Source organism: Pseudoalteromonas sp. Scap25, from assembly GCF_013394125.1.
Taxonomy (GTDB): domain Bacteria; phylum Pseudomonadota; class Gammaproteobacteria; order Enterobacterales; family Alteromonadaceae; genus Pseudoalteromonas.
On the sequence record NZ_CP041327.1, the window covers coordinates 2,223,025 to 2,240,467 of the forward strand.

Annotated in this window: 11 protein-coding genes; 7 read left to right on the plus strand and 4 right to left on the minus strand. The window is 38.9% G+C overall.

Annotated features, from left to right (window positions below; translation table 11 throughout):
• Positions 1 to 51: 51 nt before the first annotated feature.
• A complete protein-coding gene (locus FLM54_RS10320; protein ID WP_178956321.1) occupies positions 52 to 2,877 on the minus strand; it encodes a TonB-dependent receptor domain-containing protein in 2,826 nt (941 codons plus the stop codon).
• 401 nt (positions 2,878 to 3,278) lie between these two features.
• Complete coding sequence (locus FLM54_RS10325) at positions 3,279 to 5,627, minus strand: DNA polymerase II (protein ID WP_178956322.1); 2,349 nt, start codon at positions 5,625 to 5,627, stop codon at positions 3,279 to 3,281.
• A 60-nt stretch (positions 5,628 to 5,687) separates the two neighbouring features.
• Here FLM54_RS10325 and dinG point away from each other — a divergent pair, with 60 nt between their 5' ends.
• Genes dinG through FLM54_RS10355 form a run of 6 tightly spaced genes read left to right on the plus strand, consistent with a single transcriptional unit; the run spans position 5,688 to position 10,507 of the window.
• Complete coding sequence (gene dinG, locus FLM54_RS10330) at positions 5,688 to 7,763, plus strand: ATP-dependent DNA helicase DinG (RefSeq protein ID WP_054202434.1); 2,076 nt, start codon at positions 5,688 to 5,690, stop codon at positions 7,761 to 7,763.
• Complete coding sequence (locus FLM54_RS10335; protein WP_138764511.1) at positions 7,763 to 8,539, plus strand: TSUP family transporter; 777 nt, start codon at positions 7,763 to 7,765, stop codon at positions 8,537 to 8,539. The genes dinG and FLM54_RS10335 overlap by 1 nt, the downstream gene beginning before the upstream one ends.
• 1 nt (position 8,540) lies before the next feature.
• The gene (locus tag FLM54_RS10340; RefSeq protein ID WP_054202432.1) at positions 8,541 to 9,149 is read left to right on the plus strand and encodes a primosomal replication protein; all 609 of its coding nucleotides are present in this window, start codon (positions 8,541 to 8,543) and stop codon (positions 9,147 to 9,149) included.
• Positions 9,149 to 10,036, plus strand: a complete 888-nt coding sequence (locus FLM54_RS10345; protein ID WP_178956323.1) for a histone deacetylase — start codon at positions 9,149 to 9,151, stop codon at positions 10,034 to 10,036. Before FLM54_RS10340 ends, FLM54_RS10345 begins: the two co-directional genes overlap by 1 nt.
• Before the next feature lie 50 nt (positions 10,037 to 10,086).
• Positions 10,087 to 10,359 carry a late competence development ComFB family protein gene (locus FLM54_RS10350; RefSeq protein ID WP_138605010.1) on the plus strand — a complete coding sequence of 91 codons (273 nt, stop codon included), beginning with the start codon at positions 10,087 to 10,089 and terminating at the stop codon, positions 10,357 to 10,359.
• Positions 10,352 to 10,507 (plus strand): YbaM family protein, encoded by a 156-nt coding sequence (locus FLM54_RS10355; RefSeq protein ID WP_138605011.1) that lies wholly within the window; start codon positions 10,352 to 10,354, stop codon positions 10,505 to 10,507. Before FLM54_RS10350 ends, FLM54_RS10355 begins: the two co-directional genes overlap by 8 nt.
• A 13-nt stretch (positions 10,508 to 10,520) precedes the next feature.
• Here FLM54_RS10355 and FLM54_RS10360 read toward each other — a convergent pair whose 3' ends face one another.
• Positions 10,521 to 12,686 carry an exonuclease domain-containing protein gene (locus FLM54_RS10360; protein ID WP_178956324.1) on the minus strand — a complete coding sequence of 722 codons (2,166 nt, stop codon included), beginning with the start codon at positions 12,684 to 12,686 and terminating at the stop codon, positions 10,521 to 10,523.
• Between the two features lie 190 nt (positions 12,687 to 12,876).
• Here FLM54_RS10360 and FLM54_RS10365 point away from each other — a divergent pair, with 190 nt between their 5' ends.
• A complete protein-coding gene (locus FLM54_RS10365) occupies positions 12,877 to 14,301 on the plus strand; it encodes a sugar porter family MFS transporter (protein WP_178956325.1) in 1,425 nt (474 codons plus the stop codon).
• Positions 14,302 to 14,463: 162 nt separating this feature from the next.
• On the opposite strand, the gene FLM54_RS10370 is transcribed toward FLM54_RS10365, so the two are convergent.
• Complete coding sequence (locus FLM54_RS10370) at positions 14,464 to 17,220, minus strand: response regulator (RefSeq protein ID WP_178956326.1); 2,757 nt, start codon at positions 17,218 to 17,220, stop codon at positions 14,464 to 14,466.
• Positions 17,221 to 17,443: the final 223 nt, after the last annotated feature.

Sequence of the window (17,443 nt, forward strand, 5' to 3'; positions counted from 1 at the left end):
CTAAAAAAAAAGCCACGGTATACCGTGGCTTTTTAATATGTTGTACTTAAATTAGAACTTAGTAGTAAAGTTCAACTGTAAATAACGACCTGTTACATCATAAGCTTCTGATACTGTATTAATACCAGTGCCGCCATTTGATGAACTTTGGTTCGCAACTGGTGGTTGCTTATCGAATAAGTTACGAACAGTTAATGTAACACTTGTGTTATCAGTAAAGTTATAACCTGCTGATACATCATGATAAACAACAGATGGGAAGTTATTATACTTCTCTAACGGTGTAAAATCAGTGTAGTTAAAGTTAGCACCTTCAACACTATCTACTGAGCGATCCCAGTAGCGCATACGCCAAGAAACATTTAAATCTTCCATGCCATAAGTTAGGTTTAGGTTAGCTCTGTTATCTGGTGTAAGTACCTCACCAGCGTATTCAACTGTTTCGCCACTTTCAATACCTGTAGTATCGTATTTGCTTAAGTGGTTCCAAATTAAGTTAGCTCCAAAAGCACCATACTCTGTATCTAATTTGTATGCTAATTCAATATCTACGCCTGAAGTTTCGATGTTATTTTCGTTACCAGTACCTGAATTAACTTCTACTAATGCACCGTTCGCATCACGTAATGCGTTACCACCACAAGATGGGTCAAAGTTAGCTGAACTAACATCAAAACAACGATTAAGTACAGTAGTACGACTAGTACTTGATATTGCATCTTCTACTGAAATATCATAATAATCAACAGTTAAAGAAAGCTCTTCTGTCATCTGCCAAACAACACCTACACTGTATGTGTCAGCAGTTTCTTCTTTAACATTCTCGTTACCGCCAATAAAACCACCAGCGCTTTGAGCTTCGATCTGTGTAAGCTCAAATTTTCCATCAGCTGCTACACGCGCGGCAACTTCAGGAATTGACAAACAGTTTTGAGCTGCATTACCTGTGTCAGAAGCAGTAACGCCGCTACACGGATCTGTTACACCAGCAAAAGTCTCACTTCGACCACCGAATAAATCTGCAATATTAGGTGTGCGGATTGCTGTTGCAGCAGAAGCACGGAATTTAAGCGTATCTAATGGAGAGTACTGAATACCAGCATTCCATGTTGTCTGACCGCCAACAATTTCATGGTCTGAATAGCGAGCAGCTAAGTCAACTTCAAGGTTGTCAAGTATTGGTAGAATTGTTTCAGCGTAGTAATCATTTGAGTAGTAACTACCATCTGTTGGTAACGACTTATTAGTACTAGAAGCACCCGTTTGAGCTAAATCACCAGGGTTAAAGAAACCACTTTCAAAACGGTGCTCTGCACCAAATGCAACTCCTACAAAACCACCAGGAAGCTCGATTGGTAATTGACCAACAAGTGATGCTGAAACAATAAATTGTTCAGTTTGACCAGCGATTTTTGCAGGCACTTTAATATAATCAACTGCTTCTTGAGATACTGTACCAGCGCCGAACAAATTAAGCGGTACACAGCCCTGTAAAATAGCAAGGTCGTCAGCACATTGTAGTGTGCCATCTGCATTCTCTACAACGTCAAATGCTTTGGCTGCTCTCTCGATATTAACTTGACCACCGCTGTCTTGACGTTGGTCTGTTTTACCCCAAGAAACATAAGTATTCAAAGACCAGTCATCATTTATAAACCAGTCAAAGCCAGTTGCGATACGGATTGTATCACGCTCTAAATCTGTAGAACGAGGACCAAACTCAACCATACGGCGAACCAGATTAGGGATATTATCATCCATAGTTAAATCAGGGTTAGCAGCCATTAAGTTTTGACGTAACAAATCAGGAATCATTGGGTTACTTAGCTTGATCCCGCCTACACCACCTCGTTCTGGAATAAACACATCATTAGTAGCGAATGGAGTTGGTTCAATTGTTGAACCATAAGTTTTTGAAGAGTTCCAGTTCATTTCAGCAAAAAATTGAACCTCATCATTAATATCTTGCTTGATATTTAGAGCTGCATATTTTCTTTCTAATGGTGTTACAAGCTGGCGAAAAGCTGCACGGTTAAAGGCTTCACCACCTGCAAGTCCTTGATAAGGTGTACCATCACCATTAAAACTACCAATACGTCCTTGAGGAGGGTAAGATGAGAATACTTTGTCTACGTACTCATTACCATTTTCATCAAGTAATATCGCTTCGTCAAACTCTGAAAAAGCACGGTCTGCAGGCTTTAGGCCTTTATCATCATCGTAACCAAAAGATGCTGTTACATTACCTGTGCTCCAGCTGTTACCAGCGGTTAAGCTTAATGAATACTTTTCGCGGTCACCCTCAGATGAAATACCAGTTTGTGCATTAACTTCAACACCTTCAACATTGTTACGGGTAATAATATTAACTACACCAGCAACAGCATCAGTACCATAAACCGCTGAAGATGCGCTTTTAAGGATATCAATGCGCTCAATCATAGATGCTGGAATAGAGTTTAAATCTACTGCGTAACCACTAGAAGGCGAACGGCCAGATACAAATCGACGACCATTAACTAATACAAGTGTTCTTGACTCACCAAGGTTACGAAGCGATGTTGTATTTAGACCAACACCAGAAGTGCTAAATGATGAATTAGATTGGTCTGCACCAGCAATTGTTACTGGAGACTGATTTAAGATATCAGAAACATTGATAGCACCCATTGCTACTATATCTGAACGACCAATTGTAGTAATTGGAACCGTAGTTTCTATATCAGTACGCTTGATACGTGAACCTGTAACCTGAATACGTTCAACTTTTTCAGCGCCTTCTTCTGCAGCAATTGTGCTTGCTGAGAAAGCAGCAGTAGAAGCTGCACCAAAAGCGATCGCTAAACGAACTGCTTTTGAAACTTTGTTATTTAACATTTGATTCTCCCTAGAATACTATTTGTTTTTTTATTTTTGACCACTTTTGTTAATTAAATTGTGATCATGCCCTAGATGATAATACTTTGACCACAACACGGTCAACATTAAATTAACCTTAAAAACACTTTAAGTGACGTCTCGTTATCATTTTTAAGTTTATTTGGTTCGCTTTTTAAGCTTTTTTTTGGATTTGATTTAGAAACAACCTAAAAACAAAAAGATAAATAATTGATTTAAATGGCAATTATTAATTTATGTTAGATTTTTATTTTGTAGTGATTTAAAACAATTCTGTAATCATGATCACAAATGTTAACTTTAAAATTTACAATTTTTATGCGAAATAGGAACTTATAATCGAAAAAACCTACAAAGCACCTATTTTTCTCATAGCTAAGTTAAAATAATGTAGCTTGAGTAGATTCAGTTGATGTGTTTAAAGCGCTTAATATCATTTGCGCTACGGGTTCAAGCTGTCTTTGAATGTATAGGGGGTAATTAAGGATATTTTTACCAGTATAAAGTTCGGCGCCAGTTATTGCGTAAACATATTCGATTACTTGCCCGCGTTTTATTTCAAACTCAGGATGGCTCGCTTTGTGTTTTTTAACTGCTTGAACGTGAGGTGGGATATTTTTAATATAATCGTTAAGGTGCTGCCCTAAACGCTTTCTATATACTAATTTACGGTCAAACTCACCATTATAAAGCTTTTGAGTGTAGCTATTTATAATATCGTGCAGTTGCTGTATTTCGAAGTTGTCGGTAAATAATGTCTCGAATAACTGTGTTTGAAACTCTTGTGCAAACTCAGTCCAATCGCTACGTACTGTTTCCATACCTTTAAATACAAGTTTTTTCTCATTATTTTTAGTTACTTGCCCCACATAACGTTTTTTAGAACCTGTTTTTTTACCTCGTATAGTTGGCATAAAAAACGGACTGTAATGGGTTTCAAATTCAATTTCCAAATAGCTTTTTAAGTCATAACGCTGCTTTAATTCTACTTGCCACTTTTCGTTGATATGTCGAACAAGTTGGCAGCCAATTTCGTTACATTGCTCAGGGCTTTTATCTTCACTAAGTTTTACAAACGTAGAGTCGGTATCACCATATATCACCTCAAAGCCTTGCACTTCTATCCATTTACGGGTTGTTTGCATTATTTCATGGCCACGTAAAGTGATAGAACTCGATAAGCGCGGGTCGTAAAACCGACAGCCTTTTGAGCCGAGTACACCATATAAACTATTCATAATAATTTTAATCGCTTGCGAGAGCATGGGTTGATTAGTGTCTTTGGCTTGTTGGCGAGTTTGTGTCAGGTGCTCAATTAATTTAGGCAGGTGGTGCTGCGTTCTTGAAAATAATGCCTGATTAAATCCTTCAACTGCTTGTTCTGGCTCATTTAGCCCTACGATTAAACCTAGCGGGTCAATACAAAACGTACGCATAATTGAAGGATATAAGCTTTTGAAATCCAATACCAAAACGTTTTTATACAGCCCTGGTGTCGACTCCATCACATAGCCACCTGGGCTCTCAAATGAGAGCCCATGATCGCCTAAATTGGGGGCAATATAACCACTGCGGTGTAATAACGGTAAGTATAAGTTTGTAAATGCGGCAACTGATCCACCCATGCGTTCAAGTTCGAGCCCAGTGATTTGAGTTCTAACTATGGCAAATTCAAATAACTTTAATTTTTCGAAAATTTGATTAACCAAAATACAGTCTTGACGGTTGTAGGCAGCAAGAGCTAGCTTGTCTTCATTAAATTGACGAACAATTTCTGTTAATCGGTTGTCAGTTTTTATTAATTTAGATTCGTTAAGCACCCGCTCTGCAACATTAGCTAACGAAAAGCTGTCAAATCTATAAGTGGCATTCTTCAAGGTATCAATGCCATCAATGACGCACCGCCCTGGGAGCGTTAATCGGGTGTAATGACCCTTATTAATATATAAAGGTTGATTATCTCGACCAAAGTTTAGAGTAAGCCCTAACGCCTCAGCGCGTTCTTGCAATAAACTAAAATCAAAATCAATAACATTCCAACCAACAATAACATCGGGATCATTATTTATAATGTACTGCTGCAGCTTGGTGAGTAGGTTAATTTCGTCATAGCACCAGTCTATTTCAAATGTCGAGTCGCTCTGCAGCTGTTGCTCACCTATCATCAATACACAATCTAAACCATTTCCCACCAGTGCAACACTAAATAACACCCCGTCGCCATTGCATTCTATATCCAAAGAAACAGACTTAAGCGTTGGCGTATACTCGGTGTTTGCTTTTAGCTTTGCATCACTAATTTCAATAAAGCCGTTTTGAGCTTTGGCGTTACCGGTTACCCATACACCTCCTTTAATAAAGCGCTCCATTAAAAAGCGATCACTGTGGCGCACATCGGCTTCGTAAATTGGCATTACTTGCTCTAAAAGAGCTCTTGCAGTGTATAGGCTTTTTATATCGTTAAAGTAACAGGCAACACACTCGCTACCACTAAAGTGACAAAGCTCAACATTATTAAACTGGACGTTAACACTCGCCTTAGTCAACAAGGTATTCGCTGCCTGCTGCTGTGCTAATGGGATGAAGAATACCGCTTGCTGGTTTTCAATCGTCACTTTTATCGGGCCCTGATCAGAGCTTAGCCAGTAACACAAAGTAATACCTTGTGCATTTTTAGCCCCGTATTGTTGCCTTGATAAAATAAAGCCCTGATAGATTGCTTGTGTCAATGTTCGATCCCACTTAATATATACACTGTAATTATATACATATTTTAGGTTAATCATCACATGCTATCGAGCTCACTTAAAAAAACAATTAGACAAGTACACCAGCATGTTGCAAATAACCTAACCGATTACCGCCCTCGCAGTAGTCAAAACTATTTAGTTGCTGAAATCGCCAAAACATTAGCCGGTGAATACCATAAAAAACAACGTATTTGTGTTATTGAAGCAGGCACCGGCACCGGTAAGTCATTAGCTTACTGTCTAGGCGCTCTACCATTGGCATTAGCACAAAAAAAGAAACTGGTTATTTCTACGGCTACTGTTGCTTTGCAAGAGCAATTAATCGCTAAAGAACTGCCGTTTTTTAAAAAGCACTCAGGGCTCGATTTTAAATTTGATTTAGTAAAAGGCCGCCAACGTTATATTTGCGCTCACAAACTTCATAATGCGCTGAACAGCGATAGCCAAACTCAAATGGAGTTTATGCCTACCCTTACATCACCACTAAGTGATATGGAAACTAAGTGCTTAAAGCAACTTTACGATGCCTATGTAAACAAAAAATGGCAAGGCGATAGAGACAGCTGGGCTGATACCATTCCTGATAGGGTATGGGGACTAATTGCTTGCGATAAGCATGCTTGCCAACGCCAGATGAAAGCACACCAAACATGTCCTTTTCAACTCGCCCGCCAGCAGTTAATGCAAATGGATGTATTAGTTATAAACCATTCGTTACTGTTAGCCGATTTAGATTTAGGGGGCGGAAAAATTTTACCCGAACCCGACAATACCATTTATGTAATCGATGAAGCGCATCACCTTGCGCATATTACCCGCGACTTTTCATCTGCTGCAGCTACCATAAAAGGCACGATAGATTGGCTCGACAAACTCACTAAATTTAGTGGCAAAATGGCCAAAGTGTTAGTGGGGCAAAAAGGTATTGGGCAAAACTTTAAGTTATGCGATAGCGTTAACGATGCTAACAAAGATTTAAAAGTAGTCCGCGATATTCTCGACAACGCCGATTTTGAATATTCAAAAGACGATACCTATCGCTTTGAACATGGTGAAATTCCTAAATCGTTACACGCTAAGGCAAAAGACATTAGTGAGGCTACGCTTGATGCTTTACGCTGTTTGAATAAAATGCACGATACCCTCACACAAGATGTAAGCGACGGTGATATTAAACCTTATGTTGCCGACCCCATTCTGGCTGAAAGTGGGCAATACATAAACCGGTTAGAACAACTTAATAAATTATGGTTTAGTTACGCCACTAAAGGTGAAGGCACGCCGCATGCGCGTTGGATAAAACGACTTGAATATAAAAGCCATCATGATCACTTGCTTAGCGACTGCCCCATTGAGGTCGGTTACTATTTAAAAGACAAGCTGTGGAGCGAATGTGCTGGAGCCGTGCTATGTTCTGCTACCTTGAGCGCACTAGGCTCATTTGATCATTTTGCCTATGAAAGTGGCCTTGCTAAAGAAGAAGGGGTAAAGTTTATTAAAGTCCCCTCCCCGTTTGACTACCCAAAACAAGCCACTCTGCGTATTCCGACGTCAAGCATAGAGCCAACAGATAAAGAATTCAGCGATCATATTGCTAAAACATTACCCGAATACCTAAACACTAAAAAAGCTAACTTAGTGTTATTTGCCTCTTACTGGCAAATGGACCATGTAAGTAAGTTTCTTAGAACAAAAGGATTTAACTTATTAGTACAAGGTGAAATGTCACGAGAAGCTTTACTCAAATTACACACTAAAAATATTGATGAAGGCAAAGGCAGTATTTTATTTGGCACCCAAAGCCTTTCTGAAGGACTTGATTTACCTGGTAAATATTTAGAAAACCTGATTATTACAAAAATTCCATTTGCGGTGCCCACCTCGCCTATCGAAGAAGCACAAGCGGAGTTTGTGCAAAGTAAAGGCGGTAATCCGTTTTTATCGATAACCGTGCCAGACGCAGCAAAGAAATTGGTACAAAGCTGTGGTAGACTGCTGCGCAAAGAAAGTGATATTGGCACAATAACTATTTTAGATAGACGCTTAATCACCAAACGATATGGCAAAGCCATGCTCGACACCTTACCACCTTTTAAAAGACAAATAGATTACTGATGTTTGAACTTGCACTCGACCCAACAACTTGGGCTATTTTATGTGGCGTTGCACTTTTAGCGGGCTTTATTGATGCTATTGCTGGCGGTGGTGGTTTACTCACTGTACCGGCACTGTTAACGGCGGGATTACCTCCTCATTTGACGCTTGGCACTAATAAATTGGCCGCCAGTTTTGGCTCGTTAACGGCCAGTATCACCTATTATAAAAAACAGTTATTTAGTCCACGATTTTGGTTTGCTTCTATTATGGCTACCGCCATAGGTGCTTTGTTAGGCACACTTATTGTTGATCATTTAAGTATCGAGTTTTTAAATAAGCTCTTACCCATTATTATTATTTTAGTGGCTTGCTACAGCTTGTTTGGTAATTTAAGTACCACACAAAGTGATGATCTGCCTAAATTAACCCGCACAATAAAAGTAAAACAGTGGCTACAAGGATTAAGCCTAGGTTTTTTTGATGGTTTAGCTGGGCCTGGAACGGGAACTTTTTGGACTGCCTCAAACGGTATGCTTTATAAAATGAGTTTGCTACTTAATTGTGGTTTGGCGCGTTCAATGAATTTTGTTTCTAACTTTATCTCGCTGATCACCTTTGTTGCACTTGGCCATGTTAACTTCTTACTGGGAATTACAATGGGCTTCTTTATCATGCTTGGTGCATGGTTTGGCGCACATTCAGCGATTCGTTTTGGCAGTAAATTTATTCGTCCAGTATTTAATACTATGGTTATACTTTTAGCATTAAAACTAATTTACGAGGCATACTTTTAATATGCAATCTGCTGCTTTAGACAAACTACGCCAACAAGTTGCCACGCTTAAGCAACAAGCAGAGCAATTTGACAAAGCAAAGCTCTTTTCTAAAAACCGGTATATGCAGGCACAGCCGAGCCTATTTGACAGAGCCGTGTTTAGCACCAAAAGTATGAACTTAGCCGACTACGTAGTAGAAATAGAAGATGAAATAGCCAGCTTACCACCGAGCGAACACCGTCATGCATACACCTATGCACTTGAGCGTATTGCCAGTCAGGTACAAGCGGTATTTAATGTTATTAAATCGACCCCTATTTGGGTGAAAGAAAATAAAAGTCATTATAAGCCTCGTGCTAAACAGCCTGTTTATAAACAAGCGGTGCAAAAAATCATGCAATCATCCCACGAATTATATGATGAACTTAAACAAAACCATGAATTTGAACGTCGCCTAGTACTGATGATTGAAGAGCGTAAACTGCAAATGGAAAAAGCATCGCCTGCGCAAGCACAAAAGCTTAACCAAGAAATTTTAACTACTCATGCACGACTCGGCCGTTGTAGAAAAGCAATTTCTGCCACCGAAGACAAAATTCAACAAGTAGAAAAACAACAGCTACGCTAATGCAGCTTTTTTATCACCCTCTCTACTCTGCTTTAACGCTCCCTGAGCGCCATCGATTTCCAATTAAAAAGTATCAACAGCTCAAGCATGAAGTTGAACGTTTAGGCTATACGCGGTTTATATCGCCTTCGCCAGCAACTAAAGCGCAGTTAAGCTTATGCCATAGCTCAGATTATATTGCTGACTTTTTAAACGGGTCGTTAACTGACAAAGCGGTGAAGAAAATGGGATTTCCTCACTCTTATAAACTTGTTGAGCGAACTCTTTACTCTGTTGGTGCCAGTATTCAAGCCGCTGAAACAGCACTTGAAAGTGGTTTAGCGGTTAATTTAAGTGGCGGCTATCACCATGCTTACAGCAATTACGGCAGTGGCTTTTGTATTTTTAATGATTTAGCCATTGCGGCAGCGCATCTTATTTCAACAGAGCAAGCCGACACTGTATTAATATTTGATTGTGACGTACACCAAGGTGACGGTACCGCGCAAATAACCCAACAGCACGAGCAGATAATTAGTTGCTCAATTCACTGTGAACAAAACTTTCCTCGGCAAAAACAGCTCTCAAACTATGACTTTGGCTTACCTGCAAACACCACAGATGCAGAGTATTTAACAACACTAGAGCAAGCTCTTGAGTTATGTGTTCGTCTGCACCAGCCCGATATTATTTTATATAATGCGGGCGCCGATATTTATACCAAAGACGAACTCGGCTTATTTGATGTTTCCTTAGCTGGTGTGTATAAACGCGACTTTGCTGTTCTTAACTTTTGTAAGCAGCGAAACATACCACTGACGTGCGCTTTAGGTGGCGGTTATCAACGTAACATCAACAATTTAGTTAGTGTCCATAAGCAACTATTTAAAGCGACTCTCGATTTATAACAATCCTTGGTATAGACTCATTACAGACAATAAAAAAGAGTGACAGGAATATGCGATTAGATGACGACATACACAATTTTTACGAAAAACTCGTTTTAGAAGAAATAGAAAAACGTAAACTTAATGAACGTTACAACGACGATGTAATGGCTGACTTTTGCTGCACCGTTCTCAATCAATTACCACCCCGCTATATTCGTTACGATGTAGATATGGCGTTTTATTTAACTCAAACAGATCGTTTAGATATGCAGCAACGCGTAGAAGTTGCCATTAATTTTGCGATTGATCAAATAGCTAAAAAGAAAGCGCTCCATGAGTAACCCACTAGAAGAAGCTCCTACACACGTGAAACTGGCTGTTGATTTAATTATGATTTTAGAGCAACACGATGTAGAGCCAGAAGAAGTATTAAAAGCGCTCGATATCGTAAAAAGTGACTTTGAAAATAAAGTAACAAAGCGCACTTAGCGCTTTTTACTTCCTAAACGCAAACCCTATTTGTAGATTGTTGTACCAGTAACAATAACTGCGCGGCCGCTTTAGCATCATCTAATGCACGGTGATGGTTAGTTAAATCTAAATTAAAGTGTGCAGATAAATTCCCCAGTGAGTACGACTTTAATCCCTTAAATGCTTTACGTGATTCAACAACGGTACATAGTTTTGGCATTTTAAAGTTGATTCCCAGCCCATCAAGCTCTTTTTTAATAAAGCCATAATCAAAATTAACATTGTGAGCGACAAAAATACTACCCGAAAGCTTATCTAATAAAGTCGAAGCAATGTCGCTAAATATAGGCGCATCACTTACCATGGCGTCGTTGATACCGGTTAGTTTAGTAATAAAACGAGGGATAGGCCGCTCTGGGTTTATCAGCGTAGTCCATGTATCAATAATGTTGCCTTGCTGTATTTTAACAACACCAATTTCGGTAATTCGGTTCCCCCCTTTTAGGCCCCCTGTTGTTTCAATATCTACCACACTATAAATCCGCTTAGGATCTACATACCAGTTTACCGCTGCAATATTTACGATAAAGCCACAGTTTTTTAAATTATCGATACTCACTAACTGGTTTCTTTTGAGCTTATCGCCAGGCGCTTTAACCTCTTCAAAATGAACGGCGTTATTATCAACAATCATTAAATCGGGATAACCATCTTTTAGCTGTCGGTAGTTCTTTGCCATATTTTTTAAATGCTGAAGTAAAGCCGTTATTGGGCTATTTAATATAAGCATCTCTACTGGCTTTAAAACATCTGGGTGCCACCTAAATAAGCCATTTGGTTGCTCATAATACTTCGCGGCATGGTTACACACTAAACGCAGCAATTTGGGGGTACTATTACACGCAGCCAGCCGCGCTTCTATTTGTGAGGATTGATTTAAGTAAAAGGAGTCTGTTTTTAACGCTTGTGGGAAAATATCAAATTCATTACAAAGCGACGTCGGGGTTTCAATAAATAGCTCTTGCCAAAAAACCAGCGAAAATAGGCTTTGCCACAAAGTATTTTCAGTATAAAAAACCTGTTTGCCTTGACGAGTGTAGTGATCGCTTACACCTAACTCAACATCGCCGCGGTAGAGTTCATCAACTTCTATAATGCAGCGTGTACTGGCTAACATTTCACTGAGCCGCGAACGGGTTTGCTTGTTAAATTTACGCATTAAAAAGTCATCTGCAAAATACAGTAACTCATCAGTAAGCGGGTTTTCTATAATTTGCTCAAGCTGCGTTTTTACCCATTGCTTATTGCCTTGTCGATATTGCTCCCTTATTTGAATCTCGAGGGCTTGTGCATCGTCTTCGCAAGCATTAAGTACATCAAACGCAAGTGTTGGGTTAGTTGTTTTTAGTTGCTTATAAAGTATAACCAGTAACTTGTTTTTTAACTCTTGTGCAAGATCCCCTAACGCTACTTCATTTATTAGCTTCTTTGCTAGTACCTCTCTTTCATTGTCATCTTTTGTATTTTTAAGCGTTAGCCGCAAACGGTTTAATGCATAGTTAGACTGCGCTTCCTCTATTGAATCAAAGCGCGACAAGCTTTCACTATGCTCTTGCCTAACAGGTGTTACGCCTAAATCTCGCAGTACAAATCGATTTTGATGATTAATATCGCCTGCACTGAGCCTGCCGATATATAAAAATTCAAAATACTCGTAATACTCTTCTCTATTATTTATCACGTACTGATTATATAAGTGTGCAAGACACTCTGGCTTAGATTCAAAGAATGAACTAACTATTTCAACTAAGTTACTTTTAGCAGCGCTTTTTTTAAATAATGGCGGTTGTTCTTGCTTTTCTAGCAGCTCTGTTAAGGCCGGTTTTGTTAGGTGACTTAGTAGTTGCCTATAATCTTTATGAGAAGGTTCAGCAATTAACTTTGCCGCTTTTAATTTAAAAAGTGCTTGGTATGGCAAGCTAATTTCTTCGTAGTTTAATGATTGGGTTTGAACTAAATAAGGCTTACGAGAATAAATGCGCGCCAACATACACTGGCTCTGTTCGTCGAGCGTGTTTATTTTACTAATAAATGAAATATGCTTTTGCTCGAGTAAATGCATGCATTTCTCGCTCACAAACGTTAATAGCTCTCTAAAATGTGCCAAATAATATTTCGCTGGTAACTCTTTTTTCATAAAACCGCCCATACTGTATATAAAAACAGTATCTAGTATCTCGTTATTTTTATCAACCCAATAAAATTTTTATGCATACGTATTACTATTGAAATATCTTTTTTAGCGTGATCACTCTGTGCTAAGGTTGCCAGCAAATTTAGTGCTACTTTAACTACATTACACATAATAAAAATTAGGATTGAACAACATGACGACACAGCATGCAACTAAAGGTGAGCATAGCGCACAGACTAAGTGCTCGCTTTTATATGTTATTTTTATATCGGCCGTTGCCGCTATTGGTGGCTTTTTATTTGGTTTCGATTCGGGCGTTATAAACGGCACCGTATCGGCATTAGGTAATACATTTAACTCAAGCAGTGTTGCAACTGGTTTTAATGTTGCATCTGTATTATTAGGTTGTGCGCTGGGGGCTTTAGCTGCTGGCCCATTAGCTGACAAATTTGGCCGTCGCGCTATTATGATTGTCACTGCCATTATATTTGCAGTCAGCGCTTTTGGCTCTGGGGTTGCCGATAGTTCTGCTGAGTTTATTTTTTACCGCTTATTTGGCGGATTAGGCATAGGTGCAGCCTCTGTTTTAGCACCTGCTTATATTGCAGAAGTAGCACCAGCAAGTTTACGTGGTCGTTTAGCGACATTACAACAACTCGCTATCGTACTTGGTTTATTTGCAGCCTTTTTAAGTAATTACCTAATTGCTAACGCCGCTGGCGGTGCCGAAGGTATTTTAATGTTAGATTTAGCCGCATGGCGCTGGATGTTTTGGGCTGAACTTGTTCCTGCAGGCTTATTTTTAATTGGCGTACTTTTTATTCCTGAGTCACCGCGTTACCTAGTCGCACAAGGTAAACTTAAACACGCTAAAACTGTATTTAATAAAATCTCAAATGACGATGCTGATACGCAAATCAATGACGTGAAACAGTCTCTGCAAAGTGATAAAAAACCAAGTATTCGCGACTTATTTATTGATGGCAGTAAAAAAGTACATCCTATTGTTTGGGTGGGTGTGGCTTTATCAGTTTTCCAACAATTTGTTGGTATTAACGTGGTATTTTATTACGGCTCAGAGCTATGGCAAGCCGCTGGTTTTGATGAATCACAATCACTGTTTATTAATGTACTTGCAGGCACCACCAATATTTTATCTACCTTTATAGCTATTGCCTTAGTCGATAAAGTAGGCCGTAAGCCACTATTATTGGTAGGTAGCATAGGTATGTTTATTAGTTTAAGTGCACTTACCTACACCTTTGGAAGTGCAGGCCTTGATGAAGCGGGCAAGTTAGCACTTAGCGAAAATATGGGTACCTTTGCATTAATAATGGCTAATTTATTTGTGGTATTTTTTGGCTTAAGCTGGGGCCCTATTGTATGGGTACTACTTGGTGAAATGTTCAATAACCGTATTCGCGGAGCAGCCCTTGCTGTTGCAGCTAGCGCACAATGGATAGCTAACTTTGCTATTACTATGACCTTCCCGATTATGCTCGGCAGTATTGGTTTAGCAGGTGCTTATGGCTTTTACACTCTTTCGGCATTTATTAGTGTATTTTTTGTGGTTAAATACATCAAAGAAACACGCGGCATGAAATTAGAGTCAATGTAATTATATAGCCTGAGTAGCGCCGACTTTCCATTAGTTTACTCAGGCTAATCCCCCCATTCTATTATCTTATTTTTCTGCTCATAAAACTAATTAGATACATTTAACCATTTGGCAAGCGGATACTCTCTGGCACGGTGTAAGCTTTTGCCTGTTGAACTATTATCAGCTGAGAATGTTACCAATCACAGTGTATAAATCATCACTATTAATTGGTTTGGCAATAAAGTCATCCATACCTGCTATTAAACATCGCTGTTTATCTTCTTCATAGGCATTAGCCGTAATCGCTACTATAGGCACTCGCAAACCTGTTTTAACTTCCATAACTCTAATCGTACGTGTGCATTCATAGCCATCCATATTAGGCATTTGGCAATCCATTAAAATCAAATCAAACGATTGATCTTTTAATACATCAAGAGCCTTAACACCATCCTCGGCCATAACTATCACCGCTTCAGTCGGCTCCAACATTTTTGAAATAACATGTCGGTTAATCGCATTATCTTCAACTAACAGTATGTGCTTACCCAACAGGTTTGGTTGCATAGCTGTTTTTTTAGGTAATGTTGATGGGGCTTCTGCTGATTTTGGTGCACTAATGCTAAATGTAAACGTACTACCTTTACCCTCTTCGCTATGTAACTGAATTTCACCGTCCATCATTTTTATTAGCTTTTGAGAAATAGCCAACCCGAGCCCTGTTCCTCCATATTTACGCGCAACGCCCACATCAGCTTGAGTAAATTCGCTAAATAACAGTGATTGCTGTGCCTTCGCAATACCAATACCACTATCTTCAACGCTAACTTGAAGCTTATTATCGTGATAATCAAACGATAAATTTACAAAGCCTTGCTGCGTAAATTTATACGCATTAGAGAGTAAATTTATGATCACCTGATTTAAGCGTAATTCATCAATACTAATACACTGTGGCAAATTATTAGTTTGAATAACCGTAAATTCTACCTCTTTGGCAGCAACAATCGAGGAAAATAAAGAGCGTATATTTTCGATAAATGGAGTTAGCTGCGTGGGCCTAATATTTAGCTCCATGGCATTTGCTTCAATTTTAGAAAAATCTAAAATATCGTTAAGAATATTAAGCAAGTTTTTGGCACTTTTTTGCTGTGTGATTAACAATTCCTTTTGTTCGGTACTCAAGGACTGATCTCGAAGCAAAACCTCTCCCATACCTAATATGCCATTCATAGGTGTTCTAAGTTCATGACTCATGTTTGCTAAAAATTGTGACTTAGCAATATTTGCTTCATTGGCGAGTTTAACCGTTTGTGTTAATTCAGTTGTTTGCTCTGCGACTTTACTTTCTAATTGCTGATTAAATTGGCTAAGCTGCTTATTGAGTTCTTCATTTTCTATATTAGATGCTTCTAAATTGCCAATTGAATGCTGTAACGCACTGCCCAACATGTCAAATTGATACTGCAATTGTAGTACTTCATACCAACTAGATTCCGTATTGAATACCTGCTTTTTTGTTTTGCTAAAGTCTTGAATTAAATTAGTCAGCTCTCTAATTGGCTTGGTAAGTAAGTGAGTAAATTTATAAATAAACAACACAACCAATACCATCGAAATTAAGCCTAGTAGCATGGTTGGCAACCATGTACCCACGACCACTATGGTTATGTACTTTCGATTATAAAAAGAAATGACCTGCCAACCATTTTTGTCATCAATAAACTGACTGGTGTGATACATTTCATTATCAGCAGAGCGAAATAGTTGGCTGTTAGGTTGACGCTGAGCTTTAAAAGCTTGCAGGTTAAAGTCACTCAGTGCAGTAAACTGATTTAGTGAACTAAATACTACTTTTTTGTTGGCATCTAAAATTACTAACTGCCCTTTATATTCAAATAAGTCCGGAATAAATCGCTCTAGTCGGTCTAGTTGGAGCGAGCCCTCAATAACACCATAAAATTCATCATCTCTATAAATAGGAGCGGAAAGTGCTACGATCGGTTGATTCCCTAATCCCCTTCCTCGAAATACACCACTGCTATAACCGAAAGGGTACTGCTGAGCTTGAGAAAAATAAGAGCGATCATTAACATAACGCTGCTCTTTAGTTAGTCCACTTAGTAGCTCGCTCGGCATGCTGTTTTTAACAAGGCCCTTTGGACTGGCATAAAGGCTAGTTAAAAAACCTGGATATAAAGCCATCAACTGCTCTAACTGAGGCTGAATTTGTCCACCAACGCTAATTGTATTACTGGTCATTACAACCGCGTTTTTATGAAACTGTAAATAATCATTGAGCTGAGTGCTAATTGATTGAGACTGCTCTTCGAGTTGCGTATTCACTTCGTATTCTAAACGCGAATAATGCTGATTAACCAAAGAAACACTGGTGATCAACACCACTAAAATAATGATAACGCTAACAATATAACTTAAAATACGTGCAAGAGGTTGTCCTTGATAGACTCGACTGGCATGAGGAACAAACAGACTGACCAAGTCGACCAGGGCCAATGCAATCATGGCATTTATTAAGTACTTTGAGGCAGCCACAACAAGTGTGAGCCAAGGCAGGCCTATAACAAAGTGACCCAAAAACCACACCAGTGGTAAACCTACTAAAAACCAAAATACAGCGCCTAAGGGAAGTATTGGCTTAGAACGCTTTAAACAAAAGGCATAAAGCCAAAACAGCTCAAGCACATAAACAACACTGTTCCAGCTATGTCCCCAGCGATAAAATAAAAAACCAGTTACAATCGCTAAGCTAAGGAGAGAATAACGAAGCCCTGCAAACACTAGGCTAAGTATTACAAACGTCTGACCAAATAAAAATTCAGAGCTATCAAAAAAATACAGAGGTAAAAGATTAACGCAACCTCCAATAAGCCCGAGTAATATTGCCAGCGCCCATTTATTCCTCTGAGATGTCATATTGACCCTTAATAGCTTTATTGAACACCTGCGGCGTAAAGTATAATCACGAGTTTTAATTATTACTTACCCATTAGCTATTGTCTATAAAGACAAAGAATTAGCTAAGTGCGTAAAAGCTAGAATTAGCGCACGAATAACAAAATAAAATATTAGAAAATAGATAAATGGAATTTTAATACACCCAATGTTGTTTGAAGTGTAAGTTGGCATAAGATTGAAG